Source organism: Bacillus sp. FSL M7-0791, from assembly GCF_038627085.1.
In the GTDB taxonomy this organism is placed as follows: Bacteria; Bacillota; Bacilli; order Bacillales; family Bacillaceae; genus Bacillus; species Bacillus safensis.
Window position 1 is genome coordinate 1,723,344 of record NZ_CP152022.1, and the last position, 18,112, is coordinate 1,741,455.

Sequence of the window (18,112 nt, forward strand, 5' to 3'; positions counted from 1 at the left end):
CATGGCACAACAAGAACGATTTCATGATTTACCATTAGAAGAAGTAATCGGCGACCGCTTTGGCCGCTATAGTAAATATATTATCCAAGACCGTGCGCTTCCAGATGCACGTGATGGACTAAAACCTGTACAACGAAGAATTTTATATGCGATGTATGCAGAAGGAAATACGCAGGATAAAAACTTCCGTAAAGCCGCTAAAACAGTCGGTAACGTGATTGGTAACTATCACCCGCACGGAGACTCATCTGTTTATGAAGCGATGGTAAGAATGAGTCAGGAGTGGAAAGTACGAAATGTACTGATTGAGATGCATGGGAATAACGGGAGTATCGATGGTGATCCGCCTGCTGCCATGCGTTATACGGAAGCAAGGCTGTCTGCTATTGCTTCAGAGCTTTTAAAGGACTTAGACAAGGAAACGGTCGAATTTGTCGCAAACTTTGATGATACAAGCAAAGAGCCCGTTGTATTACCAGCAATGTTCCCAAACCTTCTTGTGAACGGATCAACAGGGATTTCAGCCGGGTATGCCACAGATATCCCGCCGCATCACTTGGGAGAAGTCATTGATGGCGTTATTAAACGAATCGAACAGCCGCATTGTACGGTTGAGGATTTAATGACGGTCATCAAAGGGCCAGATTTCCCAACAGGCGGTATCATTCAAGGTGTAGACGGTATTAAGAAGGCGTATGAAACAGGAAAAGGAAAGATTATGATTCGAGGCAAAGCGGAGATTGAAACCATCCGCGGCGGACGCCAGCAAATCGTGATCACAGAAATTCCTTACGAAGTGAATAAAGCCAATCTTGTCAAAAAGATGGACGAGTTCCGAATTGAAAGAAAAGTAGAAGGCATTTCAGAGGTCCGAGATGAGACAGACCGTACTGGGCTTCGAATCGTAGTAGAGCTGAAAAAAGAAGCAGATGCAAATGGTGTGCTGAATTTCTTATATAAAAACTCAGATCTGCAAATCCCATATAACTTTAATATGGTAGCGATACATAATCGAAGACCGACCTTAATGACGCTCACCACTGTACTAGATGCATATATTGCCCATCAAAAAGAAGTGGTGACGAATCGCTCAGCGTACGAGCTTCGAAAAGCGAAGGAACGCCACCATATTGTCGACGGCTTAATTAAGGCACTTTCCATCTTAGATGAAGTCATTGCCACCATCCGCTCCTCTAATGATAAGCGTGATGCAAAGAACAACTTGATGGCGAAATATGACTTTACAGAAGCACAATCAGAAGCGATTGTTTCACTCCAGTTATATCGTTTAACGAATACAGATATTACGCAATTAAGAGACGAAGCAAGAGAGCTTGATGTGCGCATAGCAGAGCTTGAAGACATTTTAGGTAACGAGAAAAAGCTGCTGAAGGTCATTACAAACAGCCTGAAAAAGCTCAAAAAGACATATGCTGATGAGAGAAGATCCGTTATTGAGGAAAAAATCGAAGAAATTAAGATTAACCTTGAAGTGATGATCGCATCAGAGGATGTATACGTCACAGTCACGAAGGATGGTTACATCAAACGGACAAGCCAGCGCTCCTATGCTGCTTCTAACGGTAAGGACTTTGGCATGAAGGATACTGACCGTTTGATTCATCAGTTTGAAATGAATACAACGGATGTTCTTCTGCTGTTTACGAATAAAGGAAGCTACATTTATTGTCCTGTTCACCAGCTGCCAGATATACGCTGGAAAGACATGGGGCAGCATATTACGAATATCATTTCGATTGATCGCGAGGAATCAATCCAAAAAGCCATTCCAATAAAAGAATTTGATGAAACATCATATCTTTTATTCTTTACGAAAGGCGGAATGGTGAAGAAAACAGAGCTTCTTCAATATAAAGCGCAGCGTTATTCGAAACCGCTTGTTGCCTTGAACCTAAAAGGTGACGATGAACTCGTCGATGTTCATGTCACAACAGGACAGCAGGAATTGTTTATTGCAACGAAAAATGGTTACGGTTTGTGGTTTGATGAAGAAGAAGTAAGTGTTGTTGGACCGAGAGCGGCCGGTGTCAAAGGAATCAACTTGAAGGAAGGGGACGAGGTAGTCTCTGGCCAGATTATTGATCCAAAAAACGATGTCCTTGTGCTCACGACACAAAGAGGGGCTGTAAAGCGAATGAACCTCTCTGAATTTGATAAAACATCAAGAGCGAAACGCGGAGTTCTTATGCTGAGAGAATTAAAGAAAAACCCGCACCGTATTGTGGCTGTGATCGCTGCAGCGCTGCACGATACACTTGAGATAGATACAGAAAAGGGTACAACGATTCCACTTGATATTTCTACTTTAAGAGCAAATGACCGCTATAGCAATGGATCATTTATTATAGATGAGGAAGAGCAGGGAGAAGTGACTCATGTCCTTCTGACACCTGAACCTGCACCAGATGACAATAAATAAGCAAACGAAAACCCCCTGCGACTGGCAGGGGGTTTCTTTTATATACGGGTCATTTAGCTCTCGTGGTTGCCAAACATGCTTGTAATGGCGTGCACTACTTCAATTCCTTGGTAGACGAAAAGAGAAAGTGAAGTGACAGAGAAAAGACCTAGAATGAAAATTCTTAAGAAAAATAACATCGTGTAAAACCTCCCAATTTTTGTTTTGATTTAGATGGTTGGGTTAAACACGAGCTTGTCGGAAATAAGAAGATTGATAGAACACTGCAAGTAAATGCTTCTTTTTCCGGTCAAATCGATCAGTATGAGTGATGCGTGCAAATCCAGCTGTCATACTGCCAATAATCAGCAGTGCTGTAAATGCGGCAAATACTGCGTTCACATGTTTTTGTTTCTTTTCATCGCCCATTGTCTGGACGATTTTCATTTCATGTGATTCTTGATCGGCAACCACCTTAGCATGATGGTATACCTGAACGGAATGAGGCATTGAGAACAAATGAAAACTTGCAAGTGCTATGCATAAAACACCTAATTTTAATAGCATATTTTTTTTCATTTTTCTCACCCCTTCCTGGTTATTTTCATGATCTTACCACGTTTTCAGTTATTTGAAAAGTCTTATTTTTTTACTTTCCCTCATTAAAAAAGCGATAAACATCACGACATCTATAGGACTGTTTCACTTCATGAAAGGTTTCAATTTTATTTTTTAAATTTAAAAAAAGTGCCATGATCAAGGATCAGACACTTTTAGTCGCTTGTAATGAATGTGGTTTTGCTACAGCTTTAGTAAAGATTCCTGCAATACATATGGCAATTAGAACAAAGATAAAGGCATGAAGCAGTCCAACCTGATTGGCAAGCAGCCCTAAAATAGGAGGACCGGAAAGGGAGGCTGTGTAACCAGATAAGGTCACAATACTAACGCGTTTGACAGCGTACCGGCTATCATCGCCTGCTGCAGAAATAGTTAGCGGAAAGCCTAAAGATGCGCCAAGTCCCCATAAAAAGATTGATATCATACATACAACAAGTGAAATCTTCAAAATGACTAAGAATAGGCCGGCAGCTGCTGATAAAATCGCAACTCTTAGCAATAATACTCTGCCAAAGCGATCGATCAAACGTCCGCTGATCAGTCTGCCGCTAATCATGCCGCACAAAAACAAAGCATAGATGACCGTACTCATGGAATGTGAAACTTGGTAGCCATCCACCATTGCAAGTGGAATCCAATCATTGGCGGAGCCTTCGACAAACGCAAGACATAAGGCGATCATCGCAAGAGATATCGTTCGTTTGTTCAGCCATGCCGTTTGAGTAGGCTCAACTGTATCGGACTGTTTCTCATGCTGATCCTTTCCTGTCCCGTGCGGAATAAACCGTGTACAAATCAATATGCTGAGGAAAAGCAGAAGGGCAATAGCGAGAAGGTGTATCAATACAGAAACCCCTAAATGGATAAAAAGAATACCAGCACCTGCTCCAATTAAAGTCCCAATGCTAAAGGAAGCATGCAATATAGGCAGAATGGTTTTCTTGATGCTGTACTCAATCTCTGTTCCTTCTAAGTTCATCGCTACATTGCACATGCCAGAGCCTGCGCCAAAAAGAAAAAGACCAGAAGTGACGACAAAGATAGAAGAGAGTGTTGAACCAATGGCAAGAGTAGTAAATCCAAGGAACATCAAAAAAGCACTGATCACAATCGCCACTCGGCCGCCTTTTTTGCGGATGAATACATTTGAAAGAACAAGCCCAACAATTGAACCAACGGATAAACCGAGTAAAATAAGTCCCATTGTTCCTGTGTTTGCTTGTAATAAATCTCTCACTTCCGGTGTCCGTGAAAACCATGTAGAAATGGAGATCCCAGACATCGTAAAGATCACAATAATTGCTTTATACCACTTTAATTCCATCTAATCCCTCACAATTAAAGATATATATGTTATTGAACAAATCTACTCGATTATAAATGAGACTTGCTGATTCGTAAATAACTTGCTGGAGGAACAAGGTCAATTCTAGTCAAAAGAAATCATTCCTTTCCAATTCTTATGATGAGAAGGTAAAATAAACATAAACGGGGCGGTAGGATGTAATCATATCACATCAATTTAAATAGAAGGGAGGAGGAGATCAACATGAAAAGTGAAAAGGAAAAAATGATCCAAGGAGAACATTATGTATCTAGTGACCAAACACTGATCGCAGATCGTGAAAGAGCGAGACAATTGACATACGCATATCAGCAAACCAATCAGCAAGAAAAAAGAACATCCATTTTAAAGGAATTATTAGGCGCTTGCGGAAATGATGTCGTTTTTGAAGGAAGACTGCAGTGCGATTACGGATACAATATTGAGATTGGTGAGCATTTTTTTGCAAATTTTGATGCAGTGTTATTAGACGTTTGCAAAATTACCATTGGACATCACTGTTTATTAGGTCCGAATGTACATATTTATACGGCTGGACACCCGCTTGACCCGATAGAACGTGCAAAAGGCATTGAATTCGGCAAACCAGTCACCATTGGAAACCATGTATGGATTGGCGGCGGTGCTATTATTAATCCAGGTGTCACAATTGGCGACAATGCTGTCATTGCATCTGGTGCCGTTGTGACAAAAAATGTTCCAGCAAATGTGGTGGTTGGCGGAAATCCTGCGAAAATCATTAAATATCTTGATGAATCAAAATCTGGCGAATAACGTTGGATTTTGATTTTTCCTATTTTGTCTCAATAAGATAAGTATACTTAATTTTGAGACAAGAGAAATTCAATGTTTGTTTAACTTCCTAGAATATATATTATGTAAACTAAGAAATGAGAATACATATTTGAGTGTCGATATTTAATTTCACAACCTCTACCACCTTCTCAATAAATTAGATCAGTCGTAAAGGTTGTGCCTTTCCTTATTGGCTGCTACAGTAAATTAAATACGTTGGGATATTTCGTTTAAAAATACTTTCCTCTTTTCATCTGTTGTTAAGTTAACTCTCGAAAAATGAATCCATTTGGTGTCTTCGTTTTTAATTCCCAAGTCAGCAAGAGTTCTGTTAATAAAAACGCTTTGAATCGCATTCCCACCTTCAGATTCTATATAATCCTTATCTGTTGTAGATGTTGAGATCACGGTTGTTTTTTTAATATTTGTCAATAAACCTTTTAAAGCCCCAGTGTTTTTATCTTCCAAGAATGCGAAACCTCTTAACATGACTTTATCAATAAATCCTTTTAAAATTGCAGGTAAATCCCACCACCAGACAGGAAATATAAATATTAATTCAGTTGACTGACTTAATTTCTTTTGATAATCCTTAACTAATTGATCAGGCGTTTCTCCTTTATGAAAATACTTCAATTCCTCAGCTGAAAAAACGGGATTAAACCCATCTTTATATAAATCGATCACTTGAAATGGTTCTCTCTTTGTTTCTAGATTTTCTGTAATGGAAGTCAAAATGGCATGATTATAGCTTCCATCCCAAGGATGTGCATAGACAATTGTTTTCATGATTCATTCACCCTTTTTTGTTATTTTCATCATATTTTGATGTACATTCATTTTATTGTATGCTATAACGTACTACAAGTACGGTAATTAAAGTGCGATACTAACCTAAAGGAGAGTGTAAAATGACCAAAGAATCCTTTACAGCTCATGTTGATCTAAAAGAAACTGGATTTGGGTACACTTTATCATTAATTGGTGGGAAATATAAGATGACGGTACTGTATGCTTTATATGCAAACAATGCGCCTATTCGCTATAATCAGTTGAAACGAATGCTTGGGGCAATCTCTTTTAAAACATTAACCAATACACTAAAAGAGCTTGAAGCAGATCAGTTAATTAATCGTAAAGAATATCCTCAAGTGCCTCCAAAAGTAGAATATAGTTTATCGGAAAAGGGATTATCATTGATCCCTGTATTAGATGCGATTTGCTATTGGGGAGAAGAACAAATGAAAAAATAGTTAGACGTTGAGTGAAATTGTACTTTTAGGCAAAAGGGATTGTACATTCAGTCAAGAAAAAGAGCATCTCTCTTGAGATACTCTTAGAACATTGATAAATCTCATGGAATATTAAGTTGTCTTTCTCTTATTTTTTGTTTGAGTTATGCTGCAAATAAACAACATGAGTTTGTAAAAATTCTTCTAAACCATGTTTACCATCTGCTCCGCCAATTCCAGATTTCTTACGACCTGCGTGGAATCCCTGAATGGCTTCAAAGTTTTCACGGTTAATGTACGTTTCTCCAAATAGTAACTCATTTGCAGCACGCATCGCTGTATCTAAATTCTGTGTAAAGATAGATGATGTTAATCCATATTGGCAATCATTCGCAAGCTCAATTGCTTCATCTAAATCTTTAAACGTCATAATTGGGAGAACCGGTCCAAATACTTCTTCCTGTACAATTTCTGAATCTTGTTTTACATTCACGAGGACCGTTGGTTCATAGTAATATCCAGGTGTCACATCTGCACGTTTTCCACCAGTTAACACTTGGGCCCCTTCTTCAATAGCTCGGTTTACCATCGCTTCAATTGATTCTATTGCTTGCTTATTTGTAAGTGGTCCCATATCTAAACCTTCATCTTCGAGAGGATTGCCATATTTCACATTTTTCATTGATGTGACAATTTTTTTGATAAATGGATCGGCGATACTTTCATGAACATACACGCGTTCAGCACAGTTACATACTTGTCCCGTATTAATGATACGTGAGTCGACAATTGCTTTCACGGCTAAATCTATGTCTGCATCTTCTGCTACAATAGCTGGTGCTTTACCGCCAAGCTCTAGACTGACTTTTGTTACATTTTGAGCTGCAGCTTTCATGACACTTACACCTGCATCCACGCTCCCTGTTAAACTGACTAAACCAATCTTTTCATTTGAAGCAAGTTCGTCTCCCACTGTACCCCCGCGCCCTGTTACAAGATTGAATACCCCTTTTGGAATACCCACTTTATCTACTAATTTTGCAAATTCTATTGCATTATTTGGCGTATCACTACTAGGTTTAATGACAATGGTATTCCCTGTTACCAATGCAGGCGCAGCCTTTCTCGCTACAAGGAAGAATGGGAAATTCCATGGTAAAAAGCCAGCGACAACCCCGATTGGCTCTTTAAAGATCATTATATTTTCATTTGGTCTGTCACTTTGAAGAATTTCCCCTTCGTACGTCCTTGCTGAACCTGCCATATAATCAATGTAGTCAGCAGTAAAATCAACTTCTGTAGTAGAGAGAGCAAGTACTTTTCCTTGTTCTTCTGAGATGACGCGTGCAAGAAAATCTCTATTTTTTCGAATTTCTTCAGCTAAACGTGTTAAATACTTTGCACGCTCAGCAGCCGGTTTCTTTTTCCATTCTTTTTGTGCAGCTTCTGCACACTCAATCGCTTCTTGAACCTCTTCTTTAGAACAACTTGGCACTTCTGAAATCACTTTTTCAGTTGCCGGATTTAACACCTGTATCACTTCGCCCGAGCTAGCATTTACAAATTCTCCATTAATGTACATTTGAAATTGTTTAACATTGGTTTGTGAGTTCATTACTGAAACCTCCTAATATTGGATTGTAGGAAAGACTATTTTTATAGATTTAAAACTCCTTGTCTTGGCACAACACCAAATGCATCTGCCAAGTCTTGAAGCTGTTGATCTGTAATGGTTTGTTTCACGCTTCCTTGTGCACATACAACTGTGTATACTTCCGCAGCTTTTTCAGCTGTTTCAATTAACCCAAATGTCTCATCCATTGTAGTTCCAGCACCAAAAATTCCGTGGTGTGGCCAAATAACTGAACGAACATCTTTCATTTTTGCAGCTGTAGCTTCTCCAATTGAATCAGTTCCTGGAACCATCCATGGAATAATACCAATTCCTTCTGGGAATACAACAATGCATTCGGTACACATCTGCCATAAAGTTTTTGTAAATGCTACTTCATCCAAGCTGTGTGTGAATGTCATACCTATAAGGTTTGTTGCATGACAGTGCATGATCACACGATGGTTTGGATCTGCTTTTAATCTTTCAATATGGCTCATTAAATGTGATGGAAGCTCACTTGTTGGAACGCCTCCCTCTTCTAACCCCCATAAAATATCAAGCGATTTGCCATCTTCAGTTATACGAATAATACCAAGGTTAGCGGCTGGATCATCTATTACATTTTTAAAATATTTCCCCGAACCCGTCACAATAAAATATTTCCCTGCTAACTCAGTGCCATCAAAAATCATCGGCACCGTTCGTTTTACATCATGAACGTCAAGGTACTCTGCTACTTCGTCCTCTTTTAATAAATAACTAATATTCCCGCCATTTCGTTCATCCCAACCTAAGCGATATAGGTTTGCTGTCGTTTTGGTCATTTCTTGAAGGAAAGGTGCTTTTAGTATATTTTTCTTTGTCAAAAGGTCTTTCATCTCCATCTTCTCCCTTGTTTTCATTGATATATATCTTTCTAAATAAAAATTATTCTTTTGATAAACTCATGCAAAAGCGTTTACATCCTCATATTACTTTGAGAAACACATTAAGTCAACACAAACAAACATTTTATCTTTGTTTATGTTTGTTTTGATTGTGATATAAGTGGTTATTTTATGATTGATACAATGCTATTTCATTCGCGTTAAATACTAAACCTTGCTGCTGTTTAAGATCATTTTTTTGAAGTTATAAGTATGTTATGATGAAAACAAACAAAAATAAAAACAAAACAACAACCTTATAGGCAATTTTATGCTGTTTTTCTTTTATTCATTAAAAGCGAAAGGAAGTTACACATGTTATTAGCTGAAAGACATCAAAAAATAGTAGATTTAGTTAATTTACGATCCAGCATTCGTGTTTCAGAATTAAGCGAAATTTTTTCTGTGACAGATGAAACGATTCGCCGTGATCTTGAAAAATTAGAGAAAGAAAATAAGTTGCGGCGAAGCCACGGCGGAGCAGTTAGTATTGAGGAAAAAGAATCAGAAGTTGATTTTTCAGAGCGAGAAATTACGAATGTATTAGAAAAGAAAGTGATTGCACGTGAAGCTGTGAAGCAAGTTGAAGAAGGCGACCGTATTATCCTTGACGCAAGTACCACTGCATGGTACATGTCAAAAATCCTTCCGAATATTCCTTTGACTGTTATCACCAACTCCATTAAGGTGGCCATAGAATTAAGTAAGAAAGAAAAAATTCAGGTGATCTCAACAGGAGGTCTCCTCCTTCCTAAATCGTTATCCTACGTAGGACCTCTAGCAGAGCGCTCACTGGAAAATTATCATGTGAATAAAGTGTTCTTATCTTGTAAGGGTATCGACTTAAATAGCGGTTTAAGTGATTCAAATGAGTGGCAGGCTCTCTTAAAAAGAAAAATGATTGAACGGTCACATGAAACCATTTTAATGGTCGACTCTAGTAAGTTTGGATACCGTGAATTTTCTCATATCTCTTCATTAAGTGATATTAGCCGCATTATTGTTGACGATAAACTAAGCAATGATGCACATGCCATTTTACGTGATAAAAATATTAATGTTACTTCTGTAGCCTTGATGAGTGAATCTGCTTCATAGTCAATCCAAATAGAAGATTAAGGTCTCTCCTTTTCTGTGTATATACGTGTTCAAGACAAACCTATCTAGGTTTGTCTTTTTCTATATCCACAATTTTACCTTGCCTTATTTATGATGAACCCCTCTCGTAATCAACATTAACAAAAACCAATAATAAAAAAATGTTGTTTTATTTTTGTTTTTATAATAATATGACCATATAAACAAAGAAAAATAAAGATTTTGCAGAAATCAGGGGAAAAAATCAATTTATTGTGAAGATTAAATTGCTTTTTGCAAACGCTTTCTTTATTTTTTTCATTTATTCTACAGTACAAGGAGCGAGAGAGATGATAAGAAAAGCCAGTATTATGTTTGTACACAAGGATCAATTTGATGAATACAAACGTCGACATGATGAAATATGGCCGGAAATGGTTGAGGCATTAAAACAGCATGGTGCTCATAACTATTCTATTTTCTTAGAAAAAGAAAGTGGTCAATTGTTTGCTTATTTGGAAATCGAAAATGAAGATAGATGGAACCAGATGGCTAAAAGTGATATTTGTAAAAAATGGTGGGATTACATGGCGCCTATCATGGAGACAAATTCAGATAACAGTCCACGCTCTGTAGATTTAAATGAATTGTTTTACTTAGCATAATTTTTTAGGAAAACAAAGACAGCGAAAATACAGGCATTCAAACGGATGTATCATCGTTTGAAGGTACTTGAGAGGAGATTTAAATATGGCTGGTAATGCAAAAGGCGGATTAAAGTCTACTATTACTGTAGCAATGTCAAATTATTTGGAGGCAGCATCCATCGTAGCTGCTGCTGGCGGCCTGACACTCTGGATGGAATATTTAAACTTAAATGATTTTAAACTGGGATTATTAGGAGCGCTGAGTGCTAATGGATTTGCTTCAGCTGCAGGAGCCCTCATAGGAGGCGTTCTGGTTGATAAATATGGCCGAAAGTTAATTTATAAATACGATTTATTGGTCTATATGTTTGGTGTCTTATTAACGATGTTGTCTTTTAACTTCCCCATGTTGTTAGCTGGATACATTATTACTGGAGTAGCCGTAGGAGCTGCCATTCCAGCTGCTTGGACGTATATAGCAGAAGAAGCGCCTGAAAATGAACGTGCATCTCGTGTAGGATGGGGACAGTTAGCGTGGTCGGTTGGTCCAGCTATTTCGTTACTCCTCTCTGTCGCCTTGGCCCCATTAGGTCTTTTAGGAAGCCGAATTATTTTTGGTCAATTATTTGTAATCGCTTTAATTACTTGGATTATGCAACAACAAATTAGTGAATCAAAAATATGGGAAGAAGAAAAACAAAAAGAAGTGAATCAAAAAGCAAATGGTGAAAAATTAAAAAGTCCAGTCAAAGAATTATTCACAATCAAAGCAAACCGTCATGCCATTATTTTATTACTAGGGATCTATTGCTTCTGGAACTTAGTAGCTGGTGTAATGGGATACTTCATGCCGTATATTTATCAGACCGTTGGAGGGCTTTCATCATCACAAGCAAATTTATTACAAGCGTTTTTATGGATTTTGACCGTTTTAGGAACGTACTTTGTCTTTATTAAACTAGGTGATAAAGTGAACAGACGTGTATTGTATGGCATAGGAGCGGCAATGGGGATTGCTGCTTGGGCTACTCTTACGTACGGCGGAATGGGCATGACTGAACTGCTTATATTTGTAATATTATGGGGAACTGCAGCTGGTTTTGGTGCTCAAGCTTTTTATGGTCTTTGGTCAAGTGAGTTATTTCATACAAAATACCGTGCAAAGGCACAAGGATTCCTTTTTTGTACAGCGCGTGTAGCCGTTGGCCTTATATCACTTGTGATTCCAACGATGATTTCTACATTAGGATTTAAAATATCAGGTTCTATTATGATTGGGTTTCTTGTAATTGCTGCAATTATTGGATTAGTCATGGCGCCAGAAACAAGAGGAAAATCATTAAAAGAAATTGAAAAGGAACGATACAGCGCTTAAAAAAATAGCCAAGCTTTCTTTGAGAAGCTTGGCTATTTTTCTGCCTCCCCCCTGCTCTCCTTACTACAATAAAAAATAGAGATTCCAAATGGAAGCTCTATTTTTTATATCAACCAACCTTACACAATAAAATAAAAAGCTTTTAAAGGTCCATGCACACCCACGACCAAATTCATTTCGATATCTGCAGAATTACTTGGTCCCGAAATAAAGTGAATACAAGAAGCAACAGCCTCTCCCTTTTCCACACGTTGGTTTAGGTCAGAAACAGCCTGTGTAATACGTGCCACAATCGTTTCACGCGGGATAATCGTGACATAGACAGTCGGCAAAAAGTGAAGTGCCCGCCCTTGTCCCTCATGAGTTTTTACAACAATTGTTCCTGACTCAGCAAGTGCATAGTCACTGAATGTAATACCAAAATTGGCTTTTTCGGCGAGGGAATGATTCGCTTCACGTCCTTTTTTTGAATCCCATACATGTACCTCTATATTTTCTTCCGGCCATTCTTTTTCAAGTAAATCTGTTAAGCCATATTCTTTGAAACGTGAATCTTGGGCTGTCATTACAGGGCCCCCGCCATGTTCAGCAACAATTTTCTTTAAAGCTTCAGCTAAGTGATCTTTTGTTGTTTCAAAAACAGTAGTATGAATTTTGCTGCAGTGCTCTGTGAACGTAGCGATTAACTCCTTTTCTGTATAACCTTTCATTACATCCCAATTTACGTTATTCTTCCACTCTGGACGTACAACACCACTTATTCGTCTTTCCCGTCCCAGCTGTTTAGCCACATGATTTAAAAAAACTTCCTGATTTTGAGCTGTTCCTCTCATTACTTTTCACCACCTTTTTTATGATTGTCAAACCAGTCTCGAAAACGTTCTTTACTTGGAGCTGGGAATTCTCGAATTTCAGTCCAATTTTTTAATGGGCCAATTCCTTTGGAGACTCGATTTCCTGATACAATGGGCTTCATAGCTGTAGGTGCCATTTTTGTACCTAGTTTGTATAGAGCAGCAGATGATGCTCCCATTCCAAACATTTTCATCGCAAGTTTCTCACCGAGTGGAGCACGTCCTTCTTTTTCAACAATTACTTGACGATGTTTTAAAAGTAGTTCGTGTAGCGGAATTTTAACTGGACAAGCATCAGTACATGCTGCACAAAGAGTTGATGCATATGGCAGTTCTTTATAATCGTCATATCCACCTAATAGTGGACTTAATACTGCACCAATTGGCCCCGGATAGATAGAGCCATAAGAATGTCCTCCGACATGACGATATACTGGACATACATTAATACATGCCGCACAACGGATGCATTGTAATACTTGTTGGAACTCAGACCCTAAGATTTCAGAACGGCCGTTATCAACGACAACAAGGTGAAATTCTTCTGGACCATCTGCCTCTTCTTCATATTTAGGCCCTACTGTTGTAATGTAACTTGTTAGCTTTTGCCCTACTGCACTTCTGCAAAGCAATCCAACGAGTACATCCAGCTCCTCCATTGTTGGTACAAGACGTTCCATTCCCATTACAGCGATTTGCGTTTTTGGAATAGCAGTTACAAGGTCTGCATTTCCTTCATTGGTTACTAAACAAATTGATCCTGTATTTGCAACGGCAAAGTTGCAACCGGTGACACCGATTTCTGCTTCAAGAAATTTTTCGCGCAGGATTTTACGAACAAATTTTGTCATCTCGTAAGGATCTTCCGACTTTCCATAACCTAGTTTTTCTTGAAATACATCACGAATTTGTTCTTTTTTCATATGAAGAGCCGGCGCTACGATGTGGGAAGGTGGTTCATGATCATCAACTTGCAAAATGTATTCGCCAAGGTCACTTTCTACTACTTCACAACCTATGTCTTCTAAAGTTTTATTCATTTCGATTTCTTCGGTTACCATTGATTTAGATTTCACGACTTTCTTGGCTTGTTTTTTTTCTGCAACTTCCTTCATGTATTGAGCGGCGTCTTCTTTTGTTTTCGCAAAAAAGACATGTCCCCCGCGTTTTGTAACATTTTCACTTAATTGCATTAAGTAATAATCTAAATTCTCCAGCGTGTGTTGACGGATTTGCTCCCCTAAATCACGCCATTCTTCCCAGTTCCCAAGCTCTTCACTAGCTGCCAAACGACGTGTATACAGGCGTTCTTGAGCTGTAGACACAGCTTCACGCATCGTAGAATCTTGGATTCCTTTATCAATACGTTCATTAAATTTTTTATCACTAATTTTCATGCTCATGTCGTGTTCCCCCCCTTGAATTAACGGCTATTTAATACCTCTGCAATATGCAGTACCCGCGCTGATTTTCCTAAACGTTCTATTCGTCCTCCAATATTCATTAAACATCCACAATCTGCACTAATTAAATAGTCCGCACCTGTCTGTTCAACACTTTCTACCTTTTCGTCTACCATTTGTTCAGATATTGGCATCATTTTCACAGAAAAAGTTCCACCAAATCCACAGCAATTTTGGGCGTTGGGAAGGGGCTCAACCTCTAATTCTTTTACATTAGAAAGCAGCGTAAAAGGTGCTTCCTTCACACCTAGCAAACGTGTCATATGACAAGATGTATGATAGGTCGCTTTCCCTTTTAAACGTGCCCCTACATCTGTAACCTTTAACACCTCTACGATAAATTGAGTTAGTTCATACGTTTTCTCAGCAAGACGCCTTGCTCGCTCCTCCCATTGAACATCTCCTTTGAATATATGTGGATATTCGTGGAACATCGCTGCACAAGAACCAGAGGGAGTTACTATATACTCTGCATCTTCAAAGGTTTGGATCATATTTTTCGCTGCTTGCTTGGCTTCGGCAACATAGCCACTATTATAGGCGGGCTGGCCACAACATACTTGTGATGTAGGAAAGGATACTTCACAACCAAGGTGTTCAAGTATCTCAACTGTTGCCTTACCGACATTCGGCTGGAAAGTATCAATTAAACATGTAATAAATAAGCTCACTTTCAATTTTAAAACCTCCTCTTAACGAATATTTAGATTTACCTGGTCGGCTGATGACTGAAAAGTAAAAGCAGGCCCCTTCTCTCATAAGTATTTTATTGTGTATTCTCCATGTGAGATGAATATGATTCCCTTCAATTAGCACGCGTAGAGTGGAAAAAACATTGAGTTGTAACCTATTCATCTAAAAAGGAATCCTTGTAATATAAACAGGGGAATTGATCTATTAGACCCTTCCCCTGACTGTATCTCTTTGTAAATTTACTAGTTAGCCTTTCATGATTTTTTAGGCTAAAACAGGGTTTCTTTTTGTTAATACATCTTGCTCATATTGTTTCACTTCTTCTAGCCATGTTTCTTTAAAAGGCACGCTCATTTTTTCACAATAGTAATCCCAGATTGCACCGAAAGGATATGTTTTGAATTCCTCTATTAATGCTAATCTTTCTGTAAAGTTTCCATCTTCCTGTAACTTTTTTAAATGTTCATTTGGTACTAACATTGCATATAGTAACGATTTAATCATGTTTCTTGTTCCAATTGTCCATGCTGCAACACGGTTAATACTTGCATCAAAGAAATCAAGGCCAATCATCACTTTATCCAATGCTTGATTTCGAACAATTTCGAGACCAATTTCACGTAACTCATCATCCAGCGTCACAACATGATCACTGTCCCAGCGAACAGGACGAGAAACATGAAGGGCAAGCTTGTCACTGTAAAGCAGCATAGATGAAATTTTGTTTGATACCATTTCAGTCGGATGGAAATGTCCTGTATCTAATAAACATAGTTTATTATTCTTTAATGCGTATCCAAGATAAAATTCATGCGATCCAACCACATAAGATTCAGAACCAATACCGAATAACTTACTTTCAATGGCATCAAGATTATAGTTTTCATTGATCTCTTCTTCAAAAATCTTATCTAACGAATCTTTTAACCGTTGACGAGGCGTTAGTCGATCACTTGGAATATCTTTATAACCATCTGGAATCCAAATATTTGTTAAGGATGCTGTTCCTAATTCTTTACCAAAATACTCACCAATTTTGCGGCTGGCGATACAATGATTGATCCAAAAATTTCTGATATGTTCATCAGGATGAGACAACGTTAGCCCATCTGCTGCTTTTTCATGTGAGAATAATGTTGGATTGAAATCTAAGCCTACACCTTGATCTTTAGCCCATTTCACCCAGTTTTCAAAGTGTCTTGGCTCTAATTGATCCCTTTCAACGACTTCTCCATTTGTTTCCGCATAAATGGCATGTAAGTTCACACGATGTTTTCCAGGAATTAAAGACAACGCTTTCTCTAAATCTGCTCTTAGTTGTTGAGGTGTGGTTGCTTTACCAGGATAATTTCCCGTTACATCAATTCCACCTGACAATTCTCCTTTATTTACTTCAAATCCAGCAATGTCATCTCCCTGCCAGCAATGAATGGAAATCGGTACATTTTTTAATTGTTCCAATACTTCATCAACATTGATTCCCCATTTTTCATATTCTTTTTTCGCAATCTCATAATTTTCTCTTATTGTCATGTGATATTCTTCCTTTCTTTTTTACGGTGCCGTTACTGTTAAAGGTGTGTATTTTTTAACCTTAAAAGAGTTCTTAATGATTGTTCTTGCTTCTTTTATATCTTCAATTTCGCCAACTGCCATTAACTGCGTTACAATATTTCCAATGGCGGTTGCTTCAACTGGACCAGCGTATACTTCTTTTTTTGTTGCGTCAGCAATTAGTTGATTTAACATTTCATTTTGGCAACCCCCTCCGATCACATTAATTTGATTGAATGTTCTTTCAAAAATTTCTTCAATTTGATTAATGGCTTGCTGGTAGCTGCATACTAAACTGTCAAACACACATTTTGCTACTTCTCCAGGTCTAGATGGAATTGGCTGGTTTGTTTCTTGACAATAACTTTGAATCTCTTGAATCATATTTTCTGGCTTTAAAAACCGTGGATCATCTACATTAACGATGGATTTAAATGTTTGAGCCTGATTAGCTAAGACGACCAACTCTGCAAAAGAAAATTGATTTTTATAATTTCTTTTCACTTCTTGTATCATCCAAAGCCCCATAATATTCTTTAAAAATCTATAGCGATAATCAATGCCGCCCTCATTGGTGAAATTGTAATCTAAAGCTTTTGTAATACATATTGGAAAATGATTTTCTACACCAACTAAAGACCACGTTCCTGAACTAATATAGATTGTTTCTTCCTGCTCAGGAACCGAAATGACAGCTGAACCAGTATCGTGAGTGGCTGGGAGAATAACCTTCATATTAAAGCCGAATTCCTCTATTAAATCTTCAGTCAATGTACCCAACACTGTTTTGGGGGGATGAATATCTTGGAACATTTCTTTGTTCATGCCTAGTTGATCTAATATTTCATGATCCCATTTCTTTGTGAAAGCATTAACCAGCTGAGTTGAAGTGGCATTTGTGTATTCGTTTGCCTTTTTTCCTGTTAATAAATAATGAAAATAGTCAGGAACCATTAGAAAAGATTTTGCATTTTCTAAAATCTCCGGATGATTTTGTTTGATTGAATAAAGTTGATAAATCGTATTAAATTTTTGAAATTGAATTCCTGTCTCTAGATACAGACGTTCCTTCATGAATGTTTTAAAAACCTCATCCATCATCCCGTCTGTTCTCGAATCGCGATAGGCAACAAAATCTGTTAAAGGTTTGTTCCATTCATCTAGTAAAACAAAGTCTACAGCCCATGTATCAACACCGATACTTTCTGGAGATAATCCCATTTCACTACATTGATGAATTCCCTTTTTTATTTCTTCAAATAATCGATCAAGCTCCCAGCAAAACTGGCCATTTTTTTGGACCATTTTATTCTCGAAACGGTGGATTTCTTTTAGATTTAAACGTTCATCTTCAAGATGACCCGCTATTAATCTTCCACTAGAAGCACCAATATCAACTGCTAAACAACATTTCTTCATTTTAATCACCCTTTGCATGAAAGCGTTTGCTTATGTCTTTATATTAAGCCAGCTAAAAGGAGAAAATAATGTCTAAA

The 18,112-nt window shown here is 38.0% G+C and carries 17 protein-coding genes; 6 read left to right on the plus strand and 11 right to left on the minus strand.

Annotation, left to right across the window (positions count from 1 at the left end):
- Position 1 precedes the first annotated feature (1 nt).
- Positions 2-2,440: a DNA topoisomerase IV subunit A gene (gene parC / locus MHI08_RS08755; RefSeq protein WP_286099120.1), complete on the plus strand. Its 2,439-nt coding sequence runs from the start codon at positions 2-4 to the stop codon at positions 2,438-2,440.
- Positions 2,441-2,493: 53 nt separating this feature from the next.
- Here the strand turns inward: parC and MHI08_RS08760 are convergent, their stop codons facing one another.
- The 3 genes from MHI08_RS08760 to MHI08_RS08770 form a co-directional block, all read right to left on the minus strand.
- Positions 2,494-2,619 (minus strand): hypothetical protein, encoded by a 126-nt coding sequence (locus MHI08_RS08760; RefSeq protein ID WP_254966705.1) that lies wholly within the window; start codon positions 2,617-2,619, stop codon positions 2,494-2,496.
- 43 nt (positions 2,620-2,662) lie between these two features.
- Positions 2,663-2,998: a hypothetical protein gene (locus tag MHI08_RS08765; RefSeq protein WP_024425150.1), complete on the minus strand. Its 336-nt coding sequence runs from the start codon at positions 2,996-2,998 to the stop codon at positions 2,663-2,665.
- A 184-nt stretch (positions 2,999-3,182) separates the two neighbouring features.
- Positions 3,183-4,364 (minus strand): MFS transporter, encoded by a 1,182-nt coding sequence (locus tag MHI08_RS08770; RefSeq protein WP_248350617.1) that lies wholly within the window; start codon positions 4,362-4,364, stop codon positions 3,183-3,185.
- Between the two features lie 225 nt (positions 4,365-4,589).
- Here MHI08_RS08770 and MHI08_RS08775 point away from each other — a divergent pair, with 225 nt between their 5' ends.
- The gene (locus MHI08_RS08775; RefSeq protein WP_024427095.1) at positions 4,590-5,159 is read left to right on the plus strand and encodes a sugar O-acetyltransferase; all 570 of its coding nucleotides are present in this window, start codon (positions 4,590-4,592) and stop codon (positions 5,157-5,159) included.
- 228 nt (positions 5,160-5,387) lie between these two features.
- Here the strand turns inward: MHI08_RS08775 and MHI08_RS08780 are convergent, their stop codons facing one another.
- Positions 5,388-5,969: an NAD(P)H-dependent oxidoreductase gene (locus MHI08_RS08780; RefSeq protein ID WP_056766607.1), complete on the minus strand. Its 582-nt coding sequence runs from the start codon at positions 5,967-5,969 to the stop codon at positions 5,388-5,390.
- A 122-nt stretch (positions 5,970-6,091) separates the two neighbouring features.
- Here MHI08_RS08780 and MHI08_RS08785 point away from each other — a divergent pair, with 122 nt between their 5' ends.
- Positions 6,092-6,433 (plus strand): helix-turn-helix domain-containing protein, encoded by a 342-nt coding sequence (locus MHI08_RS08785; protein ID WP_056766608.1) that lies wholly within the window; start codon positions 6,092-6,094, stop codon positions 6,431-6,433.
- Between the two features lie 127 nt (positions 6,434-6,560).
- On the opposite strand, the gene aldA is transcribed toward MHI08_RS08785, so the two are convergent.
- A complete protein-coding gene (aldA, locus tag MHI08_RS08790; RefSeq protein WP_056766610.1) occupies positions 6,561-8,027 on the minus strand; it encodes an aldehyde dehydrogenase in 1,467 nt (488 codons plus the stop codon).
- A 41-nt stretch (positions 8,028-8,068) separates the two neighbouring features.
- Complete coding sequence (rhaD, locus tag MHI08_RS08795; RefSeq protein ID WP_056766611.1) at positions 8,069-8,905, minus strand: rhamnulose-1-phosphate aldolase; 837 nt, start codon at positions 8,903-8,905, stop codon at positions 8,069-8,071.
- A gap of 363 nt (positions 8,906-9,268) precedes the next feature.
- On the opposite strand from rhaD, the gene MHI08_RS08800 reads away from it, so the two are divergent.
- The 3 genes from MHI08_RS08800 (at position 9,269) to MHI08_RS08810 (ending at position 12,052) form a co-directional block, all read left to right on the plus strand.
- The gene (locus tag MHI08_RS08800) at positions 9,269-10,051 is read left to right on the plus strand and encodes a DeoR/GlpR family DNA-binding transcription regulator (RefSeq protein ID WP_056766613.1); all 783 of its coding nucleotides are present in this window, start codon (positions 9,269-9,271) and stop codon (positions 10,049-10,051) included.
- Between the two features lie 329 nt (positions 10,052-10,380).
- Positions 10,381-10,695 (plus strand): L-rhamnose mutarotase, encoded by a 315-nt coding sequence (gene rhaM / locus MHI08_RS08805; protein ID WP_056766886.1) that lies wholly within the window; start codon positions 10,381-10,383, stop codon positions 10,693-10,695.
- An 85-nt stretch (positions 10,696-10,780) separates the two neighbouring features.
- Complete coding sequence (locus MHI08_RS08810; protein ID WP_056766615.1) at positions 10,781-12,052, plus strand: MFS transporter; 1,272 nt, start codon at positions 10,781-10,783, stop codon at positions 12,050-12,052.
- A gap of 119 nt (positions 12,053-12,171) precedes the next feature.
- Here the strand turns inward: MHI08_RS08810 and MHI08_RS08815 are convergent, their stop codons facing one another.
- The 5 genes from MHI08_RS08815 to rhaB all read right to left on the minus strand — a co-directional run bounded on the left by MHI08_RS08815 (position 12,172) and on the right by rhaB (position 18,035).
- Entirely contained in the window at positions 12,172-12,885 is a 714-nt protein-coding gene (locus tag MHI08_RS08815; protein ID WP_056766617.1) for a lactate utilization protein C, read from the minus strand.
- Entirely contained in the window at positions 12,885-14,309 is a 1,425-nt protein-coding gene (locus tag MHI08_RS08820; protein WP_342500164.1) for a LutB/LldF family L-lactate oxidation iron-sulfur protein, read from the minus strand. The genes MHI08_RS08815 and MHI08_RS08820 overlap by 1 nt, the downstream gene beginning before the upstream one ends.
- Before the next feature lie 20 nt (positions 14,310-14,329).
- Positions 14,330-15,046 (minus strand): (Fe-S)-binding protein, encoded by a 717-nt coding sequence (locus MHI08_RS08825; RefSeq protein WP_342500165.1) that lies wholly within the window; start codon positions 15,044-15,046, stop codon positions 14,330-14,332.
- A 280-nt stretch (positions 15,047-15,326) separates the two neighbouring features.
- Positions 15,327-16,595: an L-rhamnose isomerase gene (gene rhaA / locus MHI08_RS08830; protein ID WP_342500166.1), complete on the minus strand. Its 1,269-nt coding sequence runs from the start codon at positions 16,593-16,595 to the stop codon at positions 15,327-15,329.
- A gap of 21 nt (positions 16,596-16,616) precedes the next feature.
- Positions 16,617-18,035 carry a rhamnulokinase gene (gene rhaB / locus MHI08_RS08835; RefSeq protein ID WP_056766625.1) on the minus strand — a complete coding sequence of 473 codons (1,419 nt, stop codon included), beginning with the start codon at positions 18,033-18,035 and terminating at the stop codon, positions 16,617-16,619.
- Positions 18,036-18,112 lie beyond the last annotated feature (77 nt).